This window comes from Pseudomonas sp. HS-18 (assembly GCF_020401845.1).
Classification (GTDB): Bacteria; Pseudomonadota; Gammaproteobacteria; order Pseudomonadales; family Pseudomonadaceae; genus Pseudomonas; species Pseudomonas nitroreducens.
This window is the reverse complement of sequence record NZ_CP084413.1, coordinates 738101-755594: the sequence shown is the minus strand read 5'-3', so window position 1 is coordinate 755594 and position 17494 is coordinate 738101. Positions and strand designations below refer to the sequence as shown.

Genomic DNA, 17494 nt, shown 5'->3' with positions numbered 1-17494 from the left:
CGCGCTGAAATGACCGCATTGCTCGCACTCGACAACCTCGGCTTCGCCTGGCCCGGCCAGGCGGAGCTGCTGGACATTCCCGCCTTCACCCTGGCCCGCGGCGAAACCCTGTTCCTCAAGGGGCCCTCCGGCAGCGGCAAGACCACCCTGCTCGGCCTGCTCGGCGGTGTGCAGCGCCCGCAGCGCGGCAGCGTGAAGCTGCTGGGCGAGGACATCGCGCAGATGAAGTCGGCGCGCCGCGATCATTTCCGCGTCGACCACACCGGCTACATCTTCCAGCAGTTCAACCTGCTGCCATTTCTCTCGGTCCGCGAGAACGTCGAACTGCCCTGTCATTTCTCCCACAGCCGCGCCGAACGGGCCACCTTGCGCCATGGCAGCGTGACCAAGGCTGCCGAGGCACTGCTCAAGCACCTGGGGCTGGGCGAGGCGACGCTGATCGAGCGCCGCGCCGACAGCCTGTCCATCGGCCAGCAGCAGCGCGTCGCCGCTGCCCGAGCGCTGATCGGCCAGCCGGAACTGGTGATCGCCGACGAGCCCACCTCGGCACTGGACGCCGACGCCCGCGAAGCCTTCCTCCAGTTGCTGTTCGCCGAATGCCGCGAGGCCGGCGCCAGCCTGCTGTTCGTCAGCCATGACCAGAGCCTGGCGCCGCTGTTCGACCGCAGCGTCTCGCTCGCCGACCTCAACCGCGCCGCCCGCGCCCCGGGAATCTGAGCATGTACCTGTTGCGCCTGGCGCTCGCCAGCCTCTCCAACCGCCGCTTCACCGCGCTGCTGACCATCTTCGCCATCGCCCTCTCCGCCTGCCTGCTGCTGGCGGTGGAGCGCGTACGCACCGAGGCCAAGGCCAGCTTCGCCAGCACCATCTCCGGCACCGACCTGATCGTCGGCGCGCGCTCGGGCTCGGTGAACCTGCTGCTCTACTCGGTGTTCCGCATCGGCAATGCCACCAACAACATCCGTTGGGAAAGCTACGAAACCGTCACCCACAGCCCCCTGGTGAAGTGGGCGATCCCGATTTCCCTGGGCGACTCGCACCGCGGCTACCGCGTCATGGGGACCGACACCGGCTATTTCGAGCACTACCGCTTCGGCCGCGGGCAGATGCTGGAACTGTCCGAAGGCCGGCCGTTCGGCCAGGACCTGTTCGATGTGGTGCTCGGTGCCGAAGTGGCCCAAGCGTTGCACTACAAGCTGGGTGACAAGATCGTCCTGGCCCACGGCGTCAGCACCATCAGCCTGGTGCAGCACGACGACAAGCCGTTCACCGTGGTCGGCATCCTCAAGCGCACCGGCACTCCGGTGGACCGCACCCTGCACATTTCCCTGCAGGGCATGGAAGCGTTGCACGTCGACTGGAAGAACGGCGTACCGGCCCGTGGCGCCGGGCGTATCAGCGAGGACCAGGCGCGGACGATGGACCTGCAGCCCAAGGCCATCACCGCTTTCCTGCTGGGCCTCAAGAGCAAGGTCGCCACCTTCACCCTGCAGCGGCAGATCAACGAATACGACGGCGAGCCGCTGATGGCGATTCTCCCCGGCGTGGCGTTGCAGGAACTCTGGGGGTTGATGGGCACGGCGGAGAAGGCACTGTTCGTGGTCTCGCTGTTCGTCGTACTGACAGGCCTGATCGGCATGCTCACGGCCATTCTCACCAGCCTCAACGAGCGCCGCCGGGAAATGGCCATCCTGCGCTCGGTGGGCGCACGCCCCTGGCACATCTTCAGCCTGCTGGTGGCCGAAGCCTTTGCCCTGGCGCTGGCCGGCGTAACGCTGGGCGTCGGGCTGCTGTATGCCGGCGTCGCCGGCAGCCAGGCCTACGTGCAGGCGAACTACGGCATCTTCCTGCCACTGGCGCTGCCCAGCGCCTATGAATGGTCGCTGCTGGGCGGCATACTTCTGGCCGCGCTGCTGATCGGCTGTGTGCCGGCGTGGCGTGCCTATCGGCAATCGCTGGCCGATGGCCTGTCGATCCGCCTCTGAGCCAGCCCCTTACAGAGAAGTCCCATGCGCCGTCTGCTGTTCCTGCTGCTGATGCTCACCAGCGCCGCCGTCTGGGCGGCGCCGCGCGAGCTGACCTGGCCCGAGCTGATCCCCGAGGGCGCGCCGCCGCCTCCACCGCCCGTGCCGCTGCATGACATGTCCAAGCTCTCCGACGTGCTCAACGCCGAGAGCGGCCCGGCGGTGAAGCAACAGACACCCGACGCCCCGGTGGTCAAGGCGCTGGATGGCCAGCAGGTGAAGATGCCGGGCTACATCGTGCCGCTGGAAGTCGAGGAAGACGGCCAGACCGTCCGCGACTTCCTGCTGGTGCCCTACTACGGCGCGTGCATCCACGTGCCACCGCCGCCGTCCAACCAGATCGTCTATGTTCGAGGCGGCAAGGGTGTAAAAGTCGACGAGCTTTACCAGCCGTTCTGGATCATCGGCACGCTGAGCGTGAAAGCGGTGGAGAGCGACCTCGCCGAGGCCGGCTACCAGATGCAGGCCAGCAGCATCGAACCCTACGAATACACCGGGCAGTGACGACCATGCGGCATCTTGCCGCACGCCTTTGCCATGGGAAGCTTGGGGTCTTTATTGAGCCAAATCAAAAGAGCGCTTTTAGCGCTCTCTACTATTCTGAGCACCAACACTTATACCAAAGAGATATTGGAGCTCATCATGCGTAAGTCCTGGCTCACCGCCTCGCTTCTCTCACTCGCCGTCGCAGCACCGATCGCAGCCCAGGCCGCCGACATCCGTGGCCACCAGGCTGGCGACTTCCTCGTCCGCGGCGGTATCGCCACCGTTGCGCCGGACGATAGCAGCAGCGCCCTCAAGTTCGATGGCGTAAAAGCCAGCGGCACCAAGGCCACCGTCGATAGCGACACCCAGTTGGGTCTGACCTTCGCCTACCTGCTCACCGACAAGATCGGCGTGGAGCTGGTCGCCGCTACTCCGTTCAAGCATCAGGTCGATGTAAAAGGCCTGGGCGGCGGTCTCGATGGCAAGCTCGCCGACATCAAGCAGCTGCCGCCGACCGTGCTCCTGCAGTACTACCCCATGGGTGGTACCAACTCGGCCTTCCAGCCTTACGGCGGACTCGGCGTCAACTACACCACCTTCTTCGACGAAGACCTCACCGGTGCTCGCAAGGACCAGGGCTTCAGCAACCTGAAGCTGCAGGACTCCTGGGGCCTGGCCGCTGAACTGGGCATGGACTACATGCTCAACGAGCACGCCTTCGTCAACGCCGCAGTCTGGTATATGGACATCGACACCAAGGCCAGTGTCGACGGCCCGTCCGCACTGGGCATCCAGAAAACCAAGGTCGATGTCGACGTCGACCCCTGGGTTTACATGGTCGGTTTCGGCTACCGTTTCTAACGGAGCAAACATGAAAAGGCGCCCAAGGGCGCCTTTTTCATTTTCAGGGAACCGGTATGTATCTCGAACTCAAAGCACTGCACGTCAGCCTCGCCATCATCAGCACCGCCCTTTTCCTGTTGCGACTGGGACTGAGCTGGTGGGGCAAACGGCCCTCGGGCTGGCAGCGCGGCCTGCCTCACCTGATCGACACCCTGCTGCTGCTCAGCGCCCTGGGCCTGGTGCACCTGGCGATGCCCTGGCCGCTGCCGGTCTGGCTGCAGGTGAAGATCGGCCTGCTGGTGCTCTATATCCTGCTCGCAGCCTTCGCCCTGCGCAGTACCTCGCGGGCACCCAAGGCAGTCTTCAGCGTGCTCGCCCTGAATTCGCTGGCAGGCGTTTTCTTCCTGGCAATCAACAAACCCTGGTGGTGATCAGCTGGGCCAGGCCTTCGGCCAGCGGCGTCGGCTCATCCAGGCGATAGCGCGCCAGCAGGCGGCGGTTGTCGGCGCGGGAATGGCGGATATCGCCGTGGCGCGCCGGCTGGTAGGTGACCGGCGGCAGGCCGCCGGTGAGTTTGCCAATCTCGGCCAGCAGCTGGTTCAGGCTGGTGGACTGGTCCAGGCCGACGTTGATCGCAGACTCGGCCACCTCGTCCGCCAGTAGCGCGGTCATCAGCAGCTTCACCAGATCACCGACGTAGATGAAATCGCGGGTCTGCTCGCCGTCGCCGAACACGGTGATCGGCAAGCCCTGCTCGGCGCGCTGGGCAAAGATGCTGATCACCCCGGAATACGGCGAAGACGGATCCTGGCGCGGACCGTAGACGTTGAAGAAGCGGAAGATCGCCGGCTCCAGCGCGTGCTCGCGGCGATAAAAGTCCAGGTAGTACTCGCTGGCCAGCTTGTCCGAGGCGTAGGGCGTCAGTGGCGCCTTGACCACGTCCTCGTCGATGGCGCTGCCTTCGCCGTTCTGTCCGTAGACCGCCGCGCTGGAAGCAAACAGCACCCGATGGATGCCTTCCTGGCGCATGGCCTCGCAGAGGTTCAGGGTGCCGATGAAGTTGGCGCGGTGGGTGCCCACCGGGTCTTCCACCGAGGCCTGCACCGAAGCGATCGCCGCCAGGTGCACGACGCCCTGACAACCGCTCACCGCACCGCGCAGCGCGGCTTCATCGGCGACATCACCGACGATCAACTCGACGCGCGGATCGAGGTTCGCGCGCTTGCCGGTGGACAGGTCATCCAGCACGCGCACGGCAAACCCTTGCGCCAGCAAGGCATCCGCCAGATGGGAACCGATGAACCCCGCGCCGCCGGTGATGAGGATGGGCTGCGCGGAAGGAATGAGGCGATCAGACATGGCGGTAGTAACGGTCCAGCAGGGCGGGCAGGCCGGCGCGCCAGGCGCGCGGCTTGATACCGAAGGTGTGGAGGATCTTCTTGCAGGCGAGCACCGCGTGCTGCGGTTCGTCACCGGCATCGGGGCGCGCGGCATGGGCCTGCGGGCTCGGTTCCTGGACGGCCAGCGCACGGAAGGCGCGCGCCTCGCCGAGCACCACCTGGCCCAGGGACAGGGTGGTGGTCGCTTCCAGGCCGCCGTAATGGTAGGTGCCCCAGAGCGGCGCCTGGCAGTCGAGCTGTTTGAGTACCGAGAGGATCACCCGGGCGGCATCGTCCACCGGGGTCGGGTTGCCGCGCCGATCGTCGGCGAGGAACAGCACCTGCTCCTTTTCCGCCCGTTCGAGGAAGCGGCCGAGCACGCCATTGGCGCTGTCATCGAGCAGCCAGCCGAAACGCAGCAGCACGTGGCGCGGGCAGGTCGCCCGCACCCACTGTTCCATGCGCCACAGCGCCTGGCCACGCGGGCCGAGCGGCAGCGGCTCGTCCTTCTCGCTATAGGCAGTGGCGCGGGCGCCATCGAATATGCGGTAGCTGGAGGGCTGGATCAGCAGGATTTCGTGGTGCTGGCAGAGTTCGGCCAGACGCTCCACCGCGCGCTCCTGGCTGGCCAGGCGGGCGGCCTCGACAGCCTCGGCCTGGAACCAGTCGAAGTAGTAGGCAAGGTTGATCACCGCGTCGGGACGGGTCTCGTCCAGCAGCACGGTGAGGCTGGCGGCGTCCCATCCCTGGTCGGGCGGTCGGGGGGCGAGGAAGCCGATGTCTTCCTCGGCGCCCAGGCGGATCAGCGCCTGTCCAAGGGCATTACCGCCACCCAACAGCATCAGGCGCATGCGCATATTCTGGGGGTCACTCGAATACGTGGGTTACCAGCGGCGCGCGGGGCGCCGTGGATGATGCCCGCATTTTTCCTGCCCCCCGGCACAGCGTCAAGCTTGGCCGACCCACTGCAGCCCTGGCCGTGCGCGATAGTGACGTCCTAGGAGCGTCGCCGGAACAGCGGGCGCGGCTCGATGACCGAGCGCCCGTAGAGTACGCTGAGCCCTGCGAGCCCCTTCAAGGCGTCTTCCACGGACTTGTCCTCGCGCACGGCAAAGGTGTCGAAACCGCACTGGCGCAGGTGCGCCAGCTGGTCGCGCAACACATCGCCCACCGCGCGCAACTCGCCGCGCCAGCCCAGGCGGCTGCGCAGCAGGTAGGCCAGGCTGTAGCCGCGGCCGTCGCGGAAGCTGGGGAAATCGATGGCGATCAGCGCCGGCTCCTTCAGCCGCCAGATCAACTCCTCGGGGTCTTCGTCCGGCGCCAGCCAGACGCCGTAACCGTCACCGGACTCCAGCGCCAGCCAGCTCTTCAACGGCAGGATCAGTCGGCCTTCGGACAGTTCCTCCGGCACCTCGCGCAGCAAGGTCCAGGGATCATTCGGCGCCAGCTCGGCCACACCATCGCGCAGGCGAATCAGGTTCTTCATGCCGGTTCCTCCGCCTGGCGGTAGACCCGCGCCTTGAAAGGCTCCAGGCCGATGCGCTCGACCGTCTCGACGAAGCGCTCGCCAGCGCCGCGCTGCTCCACGTAGGTCTGCACCAGCGCCTCGATCACATCCGGCACCTCGGCGGCACTGAACGATGGGCCGATCACCTTGCCCAGCGCACTCTTCACGCCCTGCGCGCCCCCCAGGGTGATCTGGTACCACTCGCTGCCGTTCTTATCCACGCCAAGGATGCCGATGTTGCCGATGTGGTGGTGGCCGCAGGCGTTCATGCAGCCGGAGATGTTCAGGCTGAGGTCGCCCAGGTCGTGCAGGTAGTCCAGGTCCTCGAAGCGTTGCTGGATGCCCTGGGCGATGGGGATCGACTTGGCGTTGGCCAACGCGCAGAAATCGCCACCGGGGCAGGCGATGATGTCGGTCAGCAGGCCCTGGTTCGGTGTACCCAGCCCAGCGGCACAAGCCTCCTGCCACAGGGCGTGGAGATCGGCCTTGCGAACGTCCGGCAGCACCAGGTTCTGTTCGTGGGCGACACGGATTTCGCCGAAGCCGTAGCGCTCGGCCCAGTCGGCTACCCGCTCCATCTGTTCAGCAGTGGCATCGCCTGGCGGCGCCTCGGCACCCGGCTTGGTGGACAGCACTACGCTGGCGTACCCCGCCACGCGGTGCGGGCGCACGTTACGCGAGACCCAACGAGCGAACGCCGCGTCGGCAGCCAGCGCAGAGCCGTAAGCAAGCTCGTCGGAAGGCGCGTAGAACGGCGGATCGAATGCCGCTGCGACGCGTTGGTACTCATCGAGCGTCAACTGCGCCTCGCCATCGCGCAGGTGCTGCCACTCTTCTTCCACTTCGCGGGAAAACGCCTCGATACCCAGCGCCTTCACCAGGATCTTGATCCGCGCCTTGTATTTGTTGTCGCGCCGGCCGTGGCGGTTGTACACGCGCAGGATGGCCTCGACGTAGGACAGCAGGTGCCACCAGGGCAGGTCGTCGCGGATCACCTGGCCCAGCATCGGCGTGCGCCCCAGCCCGCCTCCCACCAGCACCTTCAGCCGCAGCTCGCCATCTTCAGCGCGGCGCAGGTAGAGGCCGATGTCGTGCATCATCACCGCCGCGCGGTCTTCCTCGGCAGCGCAGAGGGCGATCTTGAACTTGCGCGGCAGGAAGAGGAATTCGGGGTTCACCGTGGACCACTGGCGAAGGATTTCCGCCAGTGGGCGCGGGTCGAGGAACTCGTCGGCGGCGACCCCGGCGAAGGCCTCGGTGGTGATATTGCGCACGCAGTTGCCGGAGGTCTGGATGGCGTGCATCTCGACCTCGGCGAGGCGTTCGAGTATGTCCGGCACGCGCTCCAGTTCCACCCAGTTGAACTGGATGTTCTGCCGCGTGGTGAAGTGGCCGTAGCCGCGGTCGTGCTCGCGGGCGATCCAGGCCAGGGTGCGCATCTGCTCGCTGGACAGGGTGCCGTAGGGAATCGCCACCCGCAGCATGTAGGCGTGCTTCTGCAGGTACAGGCCGTTCTGCAGGCGCAGCGGCAGGAATTCCTCTTCGCTCAGCTCATCGCTCAGGCGCCGCTGCACCTGGTCGCGGAACTGCGCCACCCGTTCACGCACCAGGGCGCGGTCGTAATCGTCGTATCGGTACATCGCCAGGCCACCTTCGGATCGTTGCGTGGCAGCCTGCTTCTGTCGTCGGGCGCGCCACATTGCGGTTGACCGAACTATGGCCGGCGGCTGTTGTGCAAAACAGCGGCAGATAACACGGGAAAAACCGGATCAGATGCGGGAGAGGCCTCCCCCGGCGGGCCTGCGACCGGTTGCCGCAACAGGCCCGATCAGCCGTCTCATGGCGCGTGGCACCAACCCTGCAACGGCGCGGTGCGGAGCGAATTTCACCATCTGATATGGTTTTTTCCGGCGAACCTGAATCTGTTTCGGGTGCAGACCGGTTCGTACAGTCGCGGCGCCTCTTCTGCCTGATGGGCCACGATAATGAGCGAAAGAATCCCCGCGAAGGTCATCGAGATCGACGCACCGCAACGCTTCACCCCGCCGCCGAAACCACTGTCGGCGGTCACCCCGACGGTCTACACCAAGCGCTTCGCCGGACGTTTCCGCGATCTCCGCCGCCTAGGCGGTGCGCTGTTGTTCCTGCTTTTCTTCGGCACCCTGTGGCTGCAGTGGAACGGCCGCCAGGCGGTGCTCTGGGACCTGCCCGAGCGCAAGTTCTACATCTTCGGCGCGACCTTCTGGCCGCAGGACTTCATCCTGCTCTCGGCTATCCTGATCATCGCCGCCTTCGGCCTGTTCTTCATCACCGTGTTCGCCGGCCGCGTCTGGTGCGGCTACACCTGTCCGCAGAGCGTGTGGACCTGGATCTTCATGTGGGCCGAGCAGGTCACCGAAGGCGACCGCAACCAGCGCATGAAGCGGGACGCGGGCCCGGTCAGCACGGAGAAAGTCCTGCGCAAAAGCGCCAAGCACGGCCTCTGGCTGCTGGTCAGCCTGGCCACGGCGATCACCTTCATCGGCTACTTCACGCCGGTGCGCCCGCTGGTGATGGATCTGCTCACTTTCAAACTCGACCTGGAAAGCACCTTCTGGGTGGCCTTCTTCGCCGCCGCCACCTACGCCAACGCCGGCTGGCTGCGCGAACAGGTGTGCATCCACATGTGCCCGTACTCGCGCTTCCAGAGCGTGATGTTCGACAAGGACACCCTGATCATTTCCTACGACGCGGCGCGCGGCGAGTCCCGTGGCGCGCGCAAGAAGGACGCCGATCCCAAGGCCCTCGGCCTGGGCGACTGCATCGACTGCCACCAGTGCGTACAGGTCTGCCCCACTGGCATCGACATCCGCGACGGCCTGCAGATAGCCTGCATCGGCTGCGCCGCCTGCATCGACGCCTGCGACTCGGTGATGGACAAGATGGGCTATGACCGCGGCCTGGTGCGCTACACCTCCGAGCGCGCGCTGGAGGGCGGCAAGACCCACCTGCTGCGCCCGCGCCTGATCGGCTACGCGGCGGTGCTGCTGGTGATGATCGGCGCATTCATCTGGGCGCTGGAAGCCCGGCCGCTGATCAACCTCGACGTCGCCCGCGACCGTGGCCTGTTCCGCGAGAACGCCGCCGGCGAGATTGAGAACATCTACAACCTCAAGCTGATCAACAAGACCCAGCAACCGCAGCACTACCAGCTGAGCCTCGCCGATGGAGCCGGCTACCGCCTGCAAGGCGTGCCGGAACTGATGCTGCAGCCGGGCGAGATCCGCGACTTCGCCGTCTCGGTCGCCAGCGAAGCGCAGAGCAGCGCCGGTGGTTCGCTGCCGCTGCACTTCAGGATCAGCGACGGCCATGAAGCCATCGACGCCGCCAGTACCTTCGTCTCGCCGAGGCGCTGAGCATGACACGGGAGCTTGGCGTGACCTCGGCGCAACGCCTACAGTGGGCGGATTCCACCACCGCCCAGGGCGCCCCGCAGGACAAGATGAAGCGCTACGAGAAATTCGCCGACGAGATCGCCGGCCTGATCCGCAGCGGCGTACTCGCCCCCGGCCAGAAAGTCCCCTCGGTGCGGCACGCCAGCCGCACCTACGGGGTCAGCGCTTCGACGGTGTTCCAGGCGTATTACCTGCTGGAGGACCGAGGCCTGATCGTCGCCCGCGCGCGCTCCGGCTACTTCGTCCGCGAGCACGTGCAGCGCGCCCTGGCCGAGCCGGAAATCGCCCGCCACGACGCGCAGACCACCGAGGTGGACGTCAGCGAACTGGTGTTCTCGGTGCTCAGCTCGATCAAGGACCCGGACACCGTGCCGTTCGGCTCGGCCTTCCCGGCGCCGGAGTTGTTCCCCCTGCCGCGCCTGGCGCGCTCCATGGCACACGCTGTGCGCGACATGGACCCGCGTTCGGTGGTGGCTGACCTCGCCCCCGGCAGCCACGCCCTGCGCCGGCAGATCGCCCTGCGTTACATGGTCGGCGGCATGCCGCTGCCGGTGGAGGAACTGGTGGTCACCAACGGCGCGCTGGAAGCGCTCAACCTGTGCCTGCAGGTGGTGACCCAACCCGGCGACCTCGTGGCCATCGAAGCCCCGGCCTTCTACGCCAGCCTGCAGGTGCTGGAACGGCTGAAACTGAAAGCGGTTGAGATCCCCGTGCACCCGCGCGAAGGCATCGACCTCGACGTGCTCGCCGACAGCCTGGCGCGCCTGCCGATCAAGGCCTGCTGGTTCATGAGCAACTTCCAGAACCCGCTGGGCGCCAGCATGAGCGAGGAGAAGAAACGCGCCCTCGCCGCCCTGCTGACCCGGCACCAGGTGCCGCTGATCGAGGACGACGTCTACGCCGAGTTGTACTTCGCCGCCCAGGCACCCAAGCCGGTGAAGGCCTTCGACACCGAGGGCCTGTTCATGCATTGCAGCTCCTTTTCCAAGAGCCTGGCGCCCGGTTACCGCGTGGGCTGGGTGGCCGGCGGGCGCTACGCCGAGCAGATCGAGCGGCTCAAGCTGATGACCAGCCTGTCGGCCTCCGTGCCAGCGCAGGCTGCCATCGCCGACTACCTGCAACACGGCGGCTACGACCGCCACTTGCGCAAGCTCCGCCACGCGCTGGAAAGCCAGCAGCACGCGATGCTCGCCGCCGTGGCCCGGCACTTCCCCGCCGCCACCCGCGTCACCCGCCCCAGCGGCGGCTACTTCCTCTGGCTGGAACTGCCCGAGCAGATCGACGCGCTCAAGCTGTTCCAGCTCGCCCACGCCCAGGGCATCAGCCTCGCACCCGGGCCGATCTTCTCGGCGACGCGGCGCTTCGGCCACTGCCTGCGCCTGAACTACGGGCATCCATGGACCGCCACCAGCGAACAGGCGATGGAGACCCTGGGACGGATCATCCACTCGCTGCAGGGCTGAAGGTTCGGACTGCAGGACTGATCCGCACATTCGGAAACGATCTGTATCTGTGCGTCAAGTTGTCGCAGGAATACCCTGTCAGGCGGGAAAACCAGACAAGGGACGCTGCCATGGACGCGGAAGGCCTGATGATCTTGCTCACGGTGGGCGCCGCGTTCGGCGTGCACCTCGGGGTGCGTTGGTACCTGCAGCGCGGGATGCTGCCACGCGGAGAACACTGGCTGGCCTGAATTTTCTGGGATTGCCCGGCGGACGTTGCTATACAGACAGCGCCCACTGACCCTCCACGGACGGCACAATGAATCTCTGGCAGCGCGACCTCAGCCATTCCCCCTATGCCGAACGGGTCCGCGCCGAACAGTTCGACGTGCTGCGGCGCAACTCGCCCTTCTCCATCATTGCCGCCTACCTGGTCGCCGGCCTCACCACCTGGGTGCTCAACGGCGCGCTGCCGCTGGAGTCGCTGCTGGCCTGGTTCGCCGCGCAGACCCTGCTGGGCGGCGCCCGCCTGTGGCTGCTGCGGCGCTACGATCAGCTGCGCGACAGCGGCGCCGGCCCCCGGCGCAGCTGGCTGATCCAGGTGATGATCACCACCGGCCTCTCGGGCCTGCTCTGGGGCCTGCCCGCCGCGTACTGGATGACCGTGCTGCCACCCTCGATGCAGATGTACGTGGTGGTCGTCCTGCTGGGCCTGGGCACCGGCGTGATGAATGCCTACAGCATCGTCCTGCCGCTGTTCTACCTGTTCATCGTACCGGCCTTCACCCTGCCTTTCGCCGCCCTGCTGGTGCTGCTGCCGGACGCCCTGAGCAAGACGCTCGGCGCGGCAGCGCTGGTCTACGCCGTCACCATCTTTGCCTTCGCCTACCGCTTCCACGCCACCCTCGTGGACTCGCTGCTGCTGCGCTTCGAGAACAGCGAGCTGCTGCGCAAGCTCAGCATCGAGAAAGAGGCCGCCGAACGCAGCGACCAGGCCAAGACCCGCTTCCTCGCCAGCGCCAGCCACGACCTGCGCCAGCCGACCTACGCGCTGGGCCTGTACCTGGGCGCACTGAAGAAACAGCCGCTGAACGAGGCCAGCGAAAGCCTCGTCGACCACATTTCCCGCGCGCTCGCCGCGCAGGGCTCGCTGTTCGACGCGCTGCTGAACATCTCGCGCCTGGACGCCGGCATCGTCCAGCCCAGCCTGCAGGTTTTCTCCCTCGCCGAACTGCTCGAACGCATCCTGCAGGAATGCAGCGTGCAAGCCGCGGACAAGGGCCTGAACCTGCGCGTACGCCCCGGCGCACCGTTCGTGAAGTCGGACCCGGCGCTGTTCGAACGCATCCTGCGCAACCTGGTGGAAAACGCCATCCGCTACACCGACCACGGCGGCGTGCTGATCGGCTGGCGCCGCCGTGGCCGCCAGGTGCGCGTGGAAGTCTGGGACAGCGGCCCGGGTATTCCCGAGCGCGAGCAGCAGAAGGTGTTCTGGGAATTCCACCAGCTCAACAACCCCGAGCGTGACCGCAGCAAAGGCCTTGGCCTGGGGCTGGCCATCGTCCAGCGCACCGCCAGGTTGCTCGACCATCCGCTGGCGCTGCACTCGCGCGAAGGCCACGGCAGCGCCTTCATGATCAGCCTGCCCCGCGCCACCGCCGTGCAGCCGCGCCAAGCGGAAATCCAGCCGCCGCGCACGGTGGTGGGCAGCGACAAGCTGATCTACGTGATCGAGGACGATGCGGAGAACCGCGAAGGCCTGCGCCTGCTGTTCCAGAGCTGGGAATACCGGCATGTCATCGTCGCCGACGTCGCCGACCTGCTGGCCGACCCGACCGCTGCCGCGCAGAAGCCGGACCTGATCATCAGTGACTACCGCCTGCGCGACCACCAGACCGGCATCGACGCCATCGCCCGCCTGCACGGGCACTACGAAGACGACTGGATCGCCGCCGTGCTGGTCACCGGCGACACCGACCCACAGCTGCTCGCCCAGGCTTCCGCCCATGGCTGGCCGCTGCTGCACAAGCCGCTGGCAGCGGAGCAGCTGAAGGCGATGATCGATGAGCAGTTCAGCAGTGAACTGGAGCCTCTGGACGATCCCCTGTAGGAACGAAGGGGACGCCTGGCTCCTGCTCACCAACAGACCTTTGCGATGAAGCCAGCGTCAGGCCGTTCGCGAGCAAGCTCGCTCCGACGAAGAGCGACTACGGGCGATACAGGTGCGCATGCCCTGCGCTATAGAGCGATGAGTCGGCGAAGCCTTCCGCCCCCAGCACCCTGCCCACCAGGATCAGCGCCGTGCGCTTGAAATCCTTTGCCGCGGCCTTTGCCAGAATATCGCCCAGCGTACCGGTGACCTGGTCCTGGTCCGGCCAGCTGGCGCGGTGGATCACCGCAATGGGGCAATCGGCGCCATAGTGCGGCAGCAGCTCAGCGATGATGTTCGGCAACTGCCCCACACCGAGATGGATCGCCAGGGTCGCGCGGTGCTGCGCCAGTTCGGCAAGGGACTCGCCTTCGGGCATGCGTGTCTTGTGGGCGTAACGGGTGAGGATCAGCGTCTGCGAGATGTCCGGCAGGGTCAGCTCGCAGCCGAGTATCGCCGCACAGGCAGAAGTGGCCGTGACGCCGGGAACGATCTCGTAGGGAATGCCCAGTTCACGCAGGTGGCGAATCTGCTCGCCGATGGCGCCGTACAGTGAAGGGTCGCCGGAGTGCACGCGGGCAACGTCCTTGCCTTCGCCGTGGGCCTGCGCCAGCAGTGCAACGATCTCGTCCAGGTTCAGCTCGGCGGTATTCACCACGCGCTCGGCGCTGTGTCCTTCCAAAACCGCTGGCGGTACCAGCGAGCCGGCGTAGAGGATCACCGGGCAGGAACGGATCAACCGCTGGCCCTTGACCGTGATGAGTTCGGGGTCGCCCGGGCCGGCGCCGATGAAATGGACCGTCATGGCTGCTCCTGTTCGGATTCGACGGGGATGAAGGCCAGCGCGCAAGTGGCCTGGTCGCTGCGGCGCTTGCCCACCAGCAGTCGCGCCGGCGCACCGGCCTGGGCTTCGGCCTGCAGCAGTGCCGCGGCTTCGGCCACGCTGGCAGCGCCGATGGCTGTGCGGACCGTTTCGGATGTCCGGTCCAGGCGCGGTTCGCACGCGGTCAGTTGTTGCGGCGTGAACAGCGCCAGCGGCAGGTCGAGGGCGGCGGCCAGTGCTGTCAGTCCTTCCTCGTCGGCCTTCAGCGTGGCGCTGGCCAGCGCGGTGAGGTTCGACTCATCGAGACCGGCCTCGGCCAGCGTCTGCGCCAGCAAGGCGCGCAGTTCATCGAGCGTGCAGCCGCGGCGGCAACCGAGGCCGGCAACCAGCGTCATCAGCAATCTCCCCAAAACAAAACCCCGCAGACGGCCAGGCCGTCTGCGGGGTCGAGCATAACGCCTGGATCAGACCGACGGTGCGAAGCGACGGAACAACCAGGCGGCGCCAAGGCCCAGGGCCGCCCAGAACACCGCGTTGGTAATCAGCGAGGCGACGATGAACTCGTGGGCGATGCTTTCCGGCGCGAGGCTGGAATGCACTTCCGGCTGCGGCGCGCCGATCACATGCGGTACCACCAGCAGGGCGATACCGATGCCACGCAGCGCCCAGTTGCGGCCGAACACCAGCAGCGCAAGGCCGCCAGCGGAGGCCGCGGCGGTGCCGATCCACCAGGTCTGGCGCAGGGTCAGGTCGGCGGCGGCGGTGCCGGGCACCTCCGGCGGCAGGCCAAGGGACGGCGCCAGGGTGAACACGGCGAAACCGGCCAGGCCCCAGAGCAGGCCTTCGGAGGTCTTGCCAGGCGCACGCAAGGTGAACAGGCCAGCCAGCATAAGGGCGAAGCCCACCGCGACCACCAGGTTGCCGCCCGTGGTGGAGAGGATGCGCTGCCAGCCGTCTTCCGGCTCCCAGGCTTGCGCGTCGTGCTCGTGGGCAGCCACTGCACCAGCAGCGTGTTCATGGGCGTGCTCGTGGTTTTCTTCGACCAGCGCGGCAGCCGGTTCGGCTTTCTCGTAGGTTTCCGCCTTGAGGATCAGCGGGGACACCCAAAGCAGCTGGGCCACGGTGAGTACCAGCGCCGCGATCAGACCGGCGAAACCGGCGGTCTGGGCGATACGTTTGATCATTGCAATTCTCCAGGCGAGACGAGGCCTCGAACACTGTGAGCGAGCGTGCTGGAGCGCCTCGAATCCGTCGCGCCAGGCGCGACGGCAGGCATTAATGGCAGGGGAAGCCCGCACTGTGACGAGTATCGTGGGCGGCGTTGTGCACCGCATCGATGTGCGAGAAGCCAGCGAAGTACACCAGCAGCGCACCGAGCAGGCTGGCGCCAACGGCCAGGCTGATGCGCTTGGAAAGGGGGATGGAAGTGCTCGACGCGTGCGTCAGGGTGCTGCTGGACATGAACGTTCCCTCTGAAGATCAAAGTAAGAGAACGCAGAGGTTGAACGCATTCGAACGCGCCGGAACGGTCGCGCCACGGCCTGCGCCCGCCCACCGCGGGTTTGCCAAAAAACGAAAGTTTCCAGGCCGGTCTCCGGGCTTGCGATGTCAGCCAGTGGCCAAGCGGGTCAACCTTCCCATGCCGGAGCACAGTGGCTACTGATGACCCTACGATCGCTTACCGTTGCGGGGGCAGCGCCGGACTGGTCCTTGCGGACGCACCGGCTTCCCGTTTCACCTCGCGCGCGTGGCGCGAGACACCTGAAACCGCGCTAGCTGACCACGAAGCCCCGCAAGCGTCAACCGATCCCCGGCGATTGACCGCCCCGCCATCGCTGCGTAGCCTTCCTCCCTTCGAGGTTCTCCGGCACTGGCCGGAGCTAAGAGGGAACGTGGAAATCTTCGGATGCGCCACGGCTGCCCCCGCAACTGTGAACAGCCTGTCTCTTCACGCGCCACTGCCGATTCGGGCGGGAAGGCGAAGAGATACCAGAGGGCTGTGAGCCAGGAGACCTGCCTCGTAACTGGTTTTCGATTTGCTGCGCGTCGACCATGCTGCGTTGGAGGATCGCCGTGGACTGCTCTTTGACTACAGTCAACTCCGCGTCCCCGGCGATCCTCCGCCTTGCCTGGCCCTGGCTCGCGAGATCTGGAACCGGTTCGTTATCAACAGACAACCGGGCGGGGTGATCCGGTGGCGACCTTCGTTGCGCGGCGAACCCGCGCGCGCGCCCTTCATCCGCCTTCAACTTCCGCTTGCGAGGCGCGCATGAAAACCCTGGCCAAACTCCCCGTCACCATCGTCACCGGCTTCCTTGGCGCCGGGAAGACCACCCTGCTCCGCCACATGCTGGATAACGCCGAAGGTCGCCGCATCGCGGTGATCGTCAACGAATTCGGCGAGCTGGGCATCGACGGCGAAATCCTCAAGCAGTGCTCCATCGGTTGCAGCGAAGAAGAAGCGGTCGGCCGCGTCTTCGAGCTGGCCAACGGCTGCCTGTGCTGCACCGTGCAGGAAGAATTCTTCCCGGTGATGCGCGAGCTGGTGGCACGCCGTGGCGACCTCGACCAGATCCTCATCGAGACCTCCGGCCTGGCCCTGCCCAAGCCGCTGGTGCAAGCCTTCCAGTGGCCGGAAATCCGCAACGCCTGCACCGTTGACGCGGTGATCACCGTGGTCGACAGCCCGGCCGTGGCCGCCGGCACCTTCGCAGCCCATCCCGAGCAGGTGGACGAGCAGCGCAAGCAGGACCCGAACCTGGACCACGAATCGCCGCTGCACGAACTCTTCGAAGATCAGCTGGCCAGCGCCGACCTGGTGGTGCTGAACAAGGCCGACCTGCTGGACGCGGACGCGCTCGCCCGTGTGCGCGCCGAAGTCGCCGAGGAGCTGCCGCCAGCGGTGAAGATCGTCGAAGCCAACTCCGGCCAGCTGCCGCTCTCCGTCCTGCTCGGGCTGAATGCCGAGGCCGAGCTGCACATCGACAGCCGCCCGACGCATCATGACCACGAGGGCCATGAAGATCATGACCACGACGAGTTCGACTCCTTCCACGTCGATCTGCCGGAAGTGGAAGAGCGCGCCCTGCTCGATGCACTGAACGCACTGGTCGAACGTCACGCCGTGCTGCGCATCAAGGGCTTCGTCGCCATCCCCGGCAAGCCCATGCGCCTGCTGGTGCAAGGCGTCGGCAAGCGCTTCGACAAGCACTTCGACCGCGCCTGGCGCAGCGATGAAACCCGTAGCACGCGCCTGGTGGTGATCGGCCAGGAGCTGGACCAGGCGACCATCGCCAACGAGCTGCGGACCGCCCTCTCTTGATCATGTAGAAGCGAGCTTGCTCGCGAACAAACCTCCGCAGCGGGGCATGGTTCACGAGCAAGGACTAGGCGTCCCCCTCGGTCCT

At 66.4% G+C, this 17494-nt stretch carries 17 protein-coding genes and 2 riboswitches; of the genes, 9 read left to right on the top strand and 8 right to left on the bottom strand.

All coding sequences use genetic code 11. The features are described 5' to 3' along the window. The first annotated feature begins 9 nt into the window (after nucleotides 1–9). From LDJ84_RS03595 to LDJ84_RS03575, 5 genes are all read left to right on the top strand, one after another. Nucleotides 10–717 (top strand): ABC transporter ATP-binding protein, encoded by a 708-nt coding sequence (locus tag LDJ84_RS03595; RefSeq protein ID WP_024764018.1) that lies wholly within the window; start codon nucleotides 10–12, stop codon nucleotides 715–717. Between the two features lie 2 nt (nucleotides 718–719). Next, complete coding sequence (locus tag LDJ84_RS03590) at nucleotides 720–1985, top strand: ABC transporter permease (RefSeq protein ID WP_024764019.1); 1266 nt, start codon at nucleotides 720–722, stop codon at nucleotides 1983–1985. 24 nt (nucleotides 1986–2009) lie between these two features. Beyond that, nucleotides 2010–2528 carry a DUF3299 domain-containing protein gene (locus LDJ84_RS03585; RefSeq protein WP_024764020.1) on the top strand — a complete coding sequence of 173 codons (519 nt, stop codon included), beginning with the start codon at nucleotides 2010–2012 and terminating at the stop codon, nucleotides 2526–2528. A 138-nt stretch (nucleotides 2529–2666) separates the two neighbouring features. Further along, the gene (locus LDJ84_RS03580) at nucleotides 2667–3371 is read left to right on the top strand and encodes an OmpW family outer membrane protein (RefSeq protein ID WP_024764021.1); all 705 of its coding nucleotides are present in this window, start codon (nucleotides 2667–2669) and stop codon (nucleotides 3369–3371) included. 56 nt (nucleotides 3372–3427) lie between these two features. Then, on the top strand, nucleotides 3428–3784 hold the full coding sequence (locus LDJ84_RS03575; protein ID WP_226045909.1) for a SirB2 family protein: 357 nt from the start codon (nucleotides 3428–3430) through the stop codon (nucleotides 3782–3784). Here LDJ84_RS03575 and LDJ84_RS03570 read toward each other — a convergent pair. The 4 genes from LDJ84_RS03570 to LDJ84_RS03555 form a co-directional block, all read right to left on the bottom strand. After that, a complete protein-coding gene (locus tag LDJ84_RS03570; RefSeq protein ID WP_084357998.1) occupies nucleotides 3765–4712 on the bottom strand; it encodes an NAD-dependent epimerase/dehydratase family protein in 948 nt (315 codons plus the stop codon). The two genes, LDJ84_RS03575 and LDJ84_RS03570, sit on opposite strands and share 20 nt — an antisense overlap. Next, nucleotides 4705–5589, bottom strand: coding sequence for a sugar nucleotide-binding protein (locus LDJ84_RS03565; protein ID WP_024764024.1), 885 nt, complete (start codon nucleotides 5587–5589; stop codon nucleotides 4705–4707). Before LDJ84_RS03565 ends, LDJ84_RS03570 begins: the two co-directional genes overlap by 8 nt. Before the next feature lie 140 nt (nucleotides 5590–5729). After that, nucleotides 5730–6218 carry a DUF934 domain-containing protein gene (locus tag LDJ84_RS03560; RefSeq protein ID WP_024764025.1) on the bottom strand — a complete coding sequence of 163 codons (489 nt, stop codon included), beginning with the start codon at nucleotides 6216–6218 and terminating at the stop codon, nucleotides 5730–5732. Further along, a complete protein-coding gene (locus LDJ84_RS03555) occupies nucleotides 6215–7879 on the bottom strand; it encodes a nitrite/sulfite reductase (protein WP_226045908.1) in 1665 nt (554 codons plus the stop codon). Before LDJ84_RS03555 ends, LDJ84_RS03560 begins: the two co-directional genes overlap by 4 nt. A gap of 345 nt (nucleotides 7880–8224) precedes the next feature. Between LDJ84_RS03555 and ccoG the strand changes: the two genes are divergently transcribed. The 3 genes from ccoG (at nucleotide 8225) to LDJ84_RS03540 (ending at nucleotide 13225) form a co-directional block, all read left to right on the top strand. Beyond that, entirely contained in the window at nucleotides 8225–9634 is a 1410-nt protein-coding gene (gene ccoG / locus LDJ84_RS03550; RefSeq protein ID WP_084357996.1) for a cytochrome c oxidase accessory protein CcoG, read from the top strand. Between the two features lie 86 nt (nucleotides 9635–9720). Next, nucleotides 9721–11136: a GntR family transcriptional regulator MpaR gene (mapR, locus tag LDJ84_RS03545; protein ID WP_024764028.1), complete on the top strand. Its 1416-nt coding sequence runs from the start codon at nucleotides 9721–9723 to the stop codon at nucleotides 11134–11136. A gap of 298 nt (nucleotides 11137–11434) precedes the next feature. Then, complete coding sequence (locus LDJ84_RS03540; RefSeq protein WP_226045907.1) at nucleotides 11435–13225, top strand: hybrid sensor histidine kinase/response regulator; 1791 nt, start codon at nucleotides 11435–11437, stop codon at nucleotides 13223–13225. 97 nt (nucleotides 13226–13322) lie between these two features. Here the strand turns inward: LDJ84_RS03540 and cobM are convergent, their stop codons facing one another. The 4 genes from cobM to LDJ84_RS03520 form a co-directional block, all read right to left on the bottom strand. Continuing rightward, on the bottom strand, nucleotides 13323–14069 hold the full coding sequence (cobM, locus tag LDJ84_RS03535) for a precorrin-4 C(11)-methyltransferase (protein WP_037017171.1): 747 nt from the start codon (nucleotides 14067–14069) through the stop codon (nucleotides 13323–13325). After that, nucleotides 14066–14482: a cobalamin biosynthesis protein gene (locus tag LDJ84_RS03530; RefSeq protein WP_226045906.1), complete on the bottom strand. Its 417-nt coding sequence runs from the start codon at nucleotides 14480–14482 to the stop codon at nucleotides 14066–14068. Before LDJ84_RS03530 ends, cobM begins: the two co-directional genes overlap by 4 nt. Nucleotides 14483–14551: 69 nt before the next feature. Then, on the bottom strand, nucleotides 14552–15271 hold the full coding sequence (locus LDJ84_RS03525; protein WP_084357992.1) for a CbtA family protein: 720 nt from the start codon (nucleotides 15269–15271) through the stop codon (nucleotides 14552–14554). A gap of 91 nt (nucleotides 15272–15362) precedes the next feature. After that, on the bottom strand, nucleotides 15363–15548 hold the full coding sequence (locus tag LDJ84_RS03520; protein ID WP_024764032.1) for a CbtB domain-containing protein: 186 nt from the start codon (nucleotides 15546–15548) through the stop codon (nucleotides 15363–15365). 106 nt (nucleotides 15549–15654) lie between these two features. Continuing rightward, a riboswitch (cobalamin riboswitch) is annotated at nucleotides 15655–15867 on the bottom strand. 60 nt (nucleotides 15868–15927) lie between these two features. Then, nucleotides 15928–16123, top strand: a riboswitch (cobalamin riboswitch). A 233-nt stretch (nucleotides 16124–16356) separates the two neighbouring features. Here LDJ84_RS03520 and cobW point away from each other — a divergent pair. Next, nucleotides 16357–17409 carry a cobalamin biosynthesis protein CobW gene (gene cobW, locus LDJ84_RS03515; protein WP_226045905.1) on the top strand — a complete coding sequence of 351 codons (1053 nt, stop codon included), beginning with the start codon at nucleotides 16357–16359 and terminating at the stop codon, nucleotides 17407–17409. Nucleotides 17410–17494 lie beyond the last annotated feature (85 nt).

Bases quoted from the DNA above. Each gene is read 5' to 3' on its own strand.
- LDJ84_RS03570 (WP_084357998.1), bottom strand. From the start codon at position 4,712: ATGTCTGATCGCCTCATTCCTTCCGCGCAGCCCATCCTCATCACCGGC.
- ccoG (WP_084357996.1), top strand. From the start codon at position 8,225: ATGAGCGAAAGAATCCCCGCGAAGGTCATCGAGATCGACGCACCGCAA.
- LDJ84_RS03580 (WP_024764021.1), top strand. From the start codon at position 2,667: ATGCGTAAGTCCTGGCTCACCGCCTCGCTTCTCTCACTCGCCGTCGCA.
- LDJ84_RS03555 (WP_226045908.1), bottom strand. From the start codon at position 7,879: ATGTACCGATACGACGATTACGACCGCGCCCTGGTGCGTGAACGGGTG.
- LDJ84_RS03590 (WP_024764019.1), top strand. From the start codon at position 720: ATGTACCTGTTGCGCCTGGCGCTCGCCAGCCTCTCCAACCGCCGCTTC.
- mapR (WP_024764028.1), top strand. From the start codon at position 9,721: ATGAAGCGCTACGAGAAATTCGCCGACGAGATCGCCGGCCTGATCCGC.
- LDJ84_RS03560 (WP_024764025.1), bottom strand. From the start codon at position 6,218: ATGAAGAACCTGATTCGCCTGCGCGATGGTGTGGCCGAGCTGGCGCCG.
- cobW (WP_226045905.1), top strand. From the start codon at position 16,357: ATGAAAACCCTGGCCAAACTCCCCGTCACCATCGTCACCGGCTTCCTT.
- LDJ84_RS03575 (WP_226045909.1), top strand. From the start codon at position 3,428: ATGTATCTCGAACTCAAAGCACTGCACGTCAGCCTCGCCATCATCAGC.
- LDJ84_RS03530 (WP_226045906.1), bottom strand. From the start codon at position 14,482: ATGACGCTGGTTGCCGGCCTCGGTTGCCGCCGCGGCTGCACGCTCGAT.
- LDJ84_RS03525 (WP_084357992.1), bottom strand. From the start codon at position 15,271: ATGATCAAACGTATCGCCCAGACCGCCGGTTTCGCCGGTCTGATCGCG.
- LDJ84_RS03595 (WP_024764018.1), top strand. From the start codon at position 10: ATGACCGCATTGCTCGCACTCGACAACCTCGGCTTCGCCTGGCCCGGC.
- LDJ84_RS03540 (WP_226045907.1), top strand. From the start codon at position 11,435: ATGAATCTCTGGCAGCGCGACCTCAGCCATTCCCCCTATGCCGAACGG.
- LDJ84_RS03585 (WP_024764020.1), top strand. From the start codon at position 2,010: ATGCGCCGTCTGCTGTTCCTGCTGCTGATGCTCACCAGCGCCGCCGTC.
- cobM (WP_037017171.1), bottom strand. From the start codon at position 14,069: ATGACGGTCCATTTCATCGGCGCCGGCCCGGGCGACCCCGAACTCATC.
- LDJ84_RS03565 (WP_024764024.1), bottom strand. From the start codon at position 5,589: ATGCGCATGCGCCTGATGCTGTTGGGTGGCGGTAATGCCCTTGGACAG.
- LDJ84_RS03520 (WP_024764032.1), bottom strand. From the start codon at position 15,548: ATGTCCAGCAGCACCCTGACGCACGCGTCGAGCACTTCCATCCCCCTT.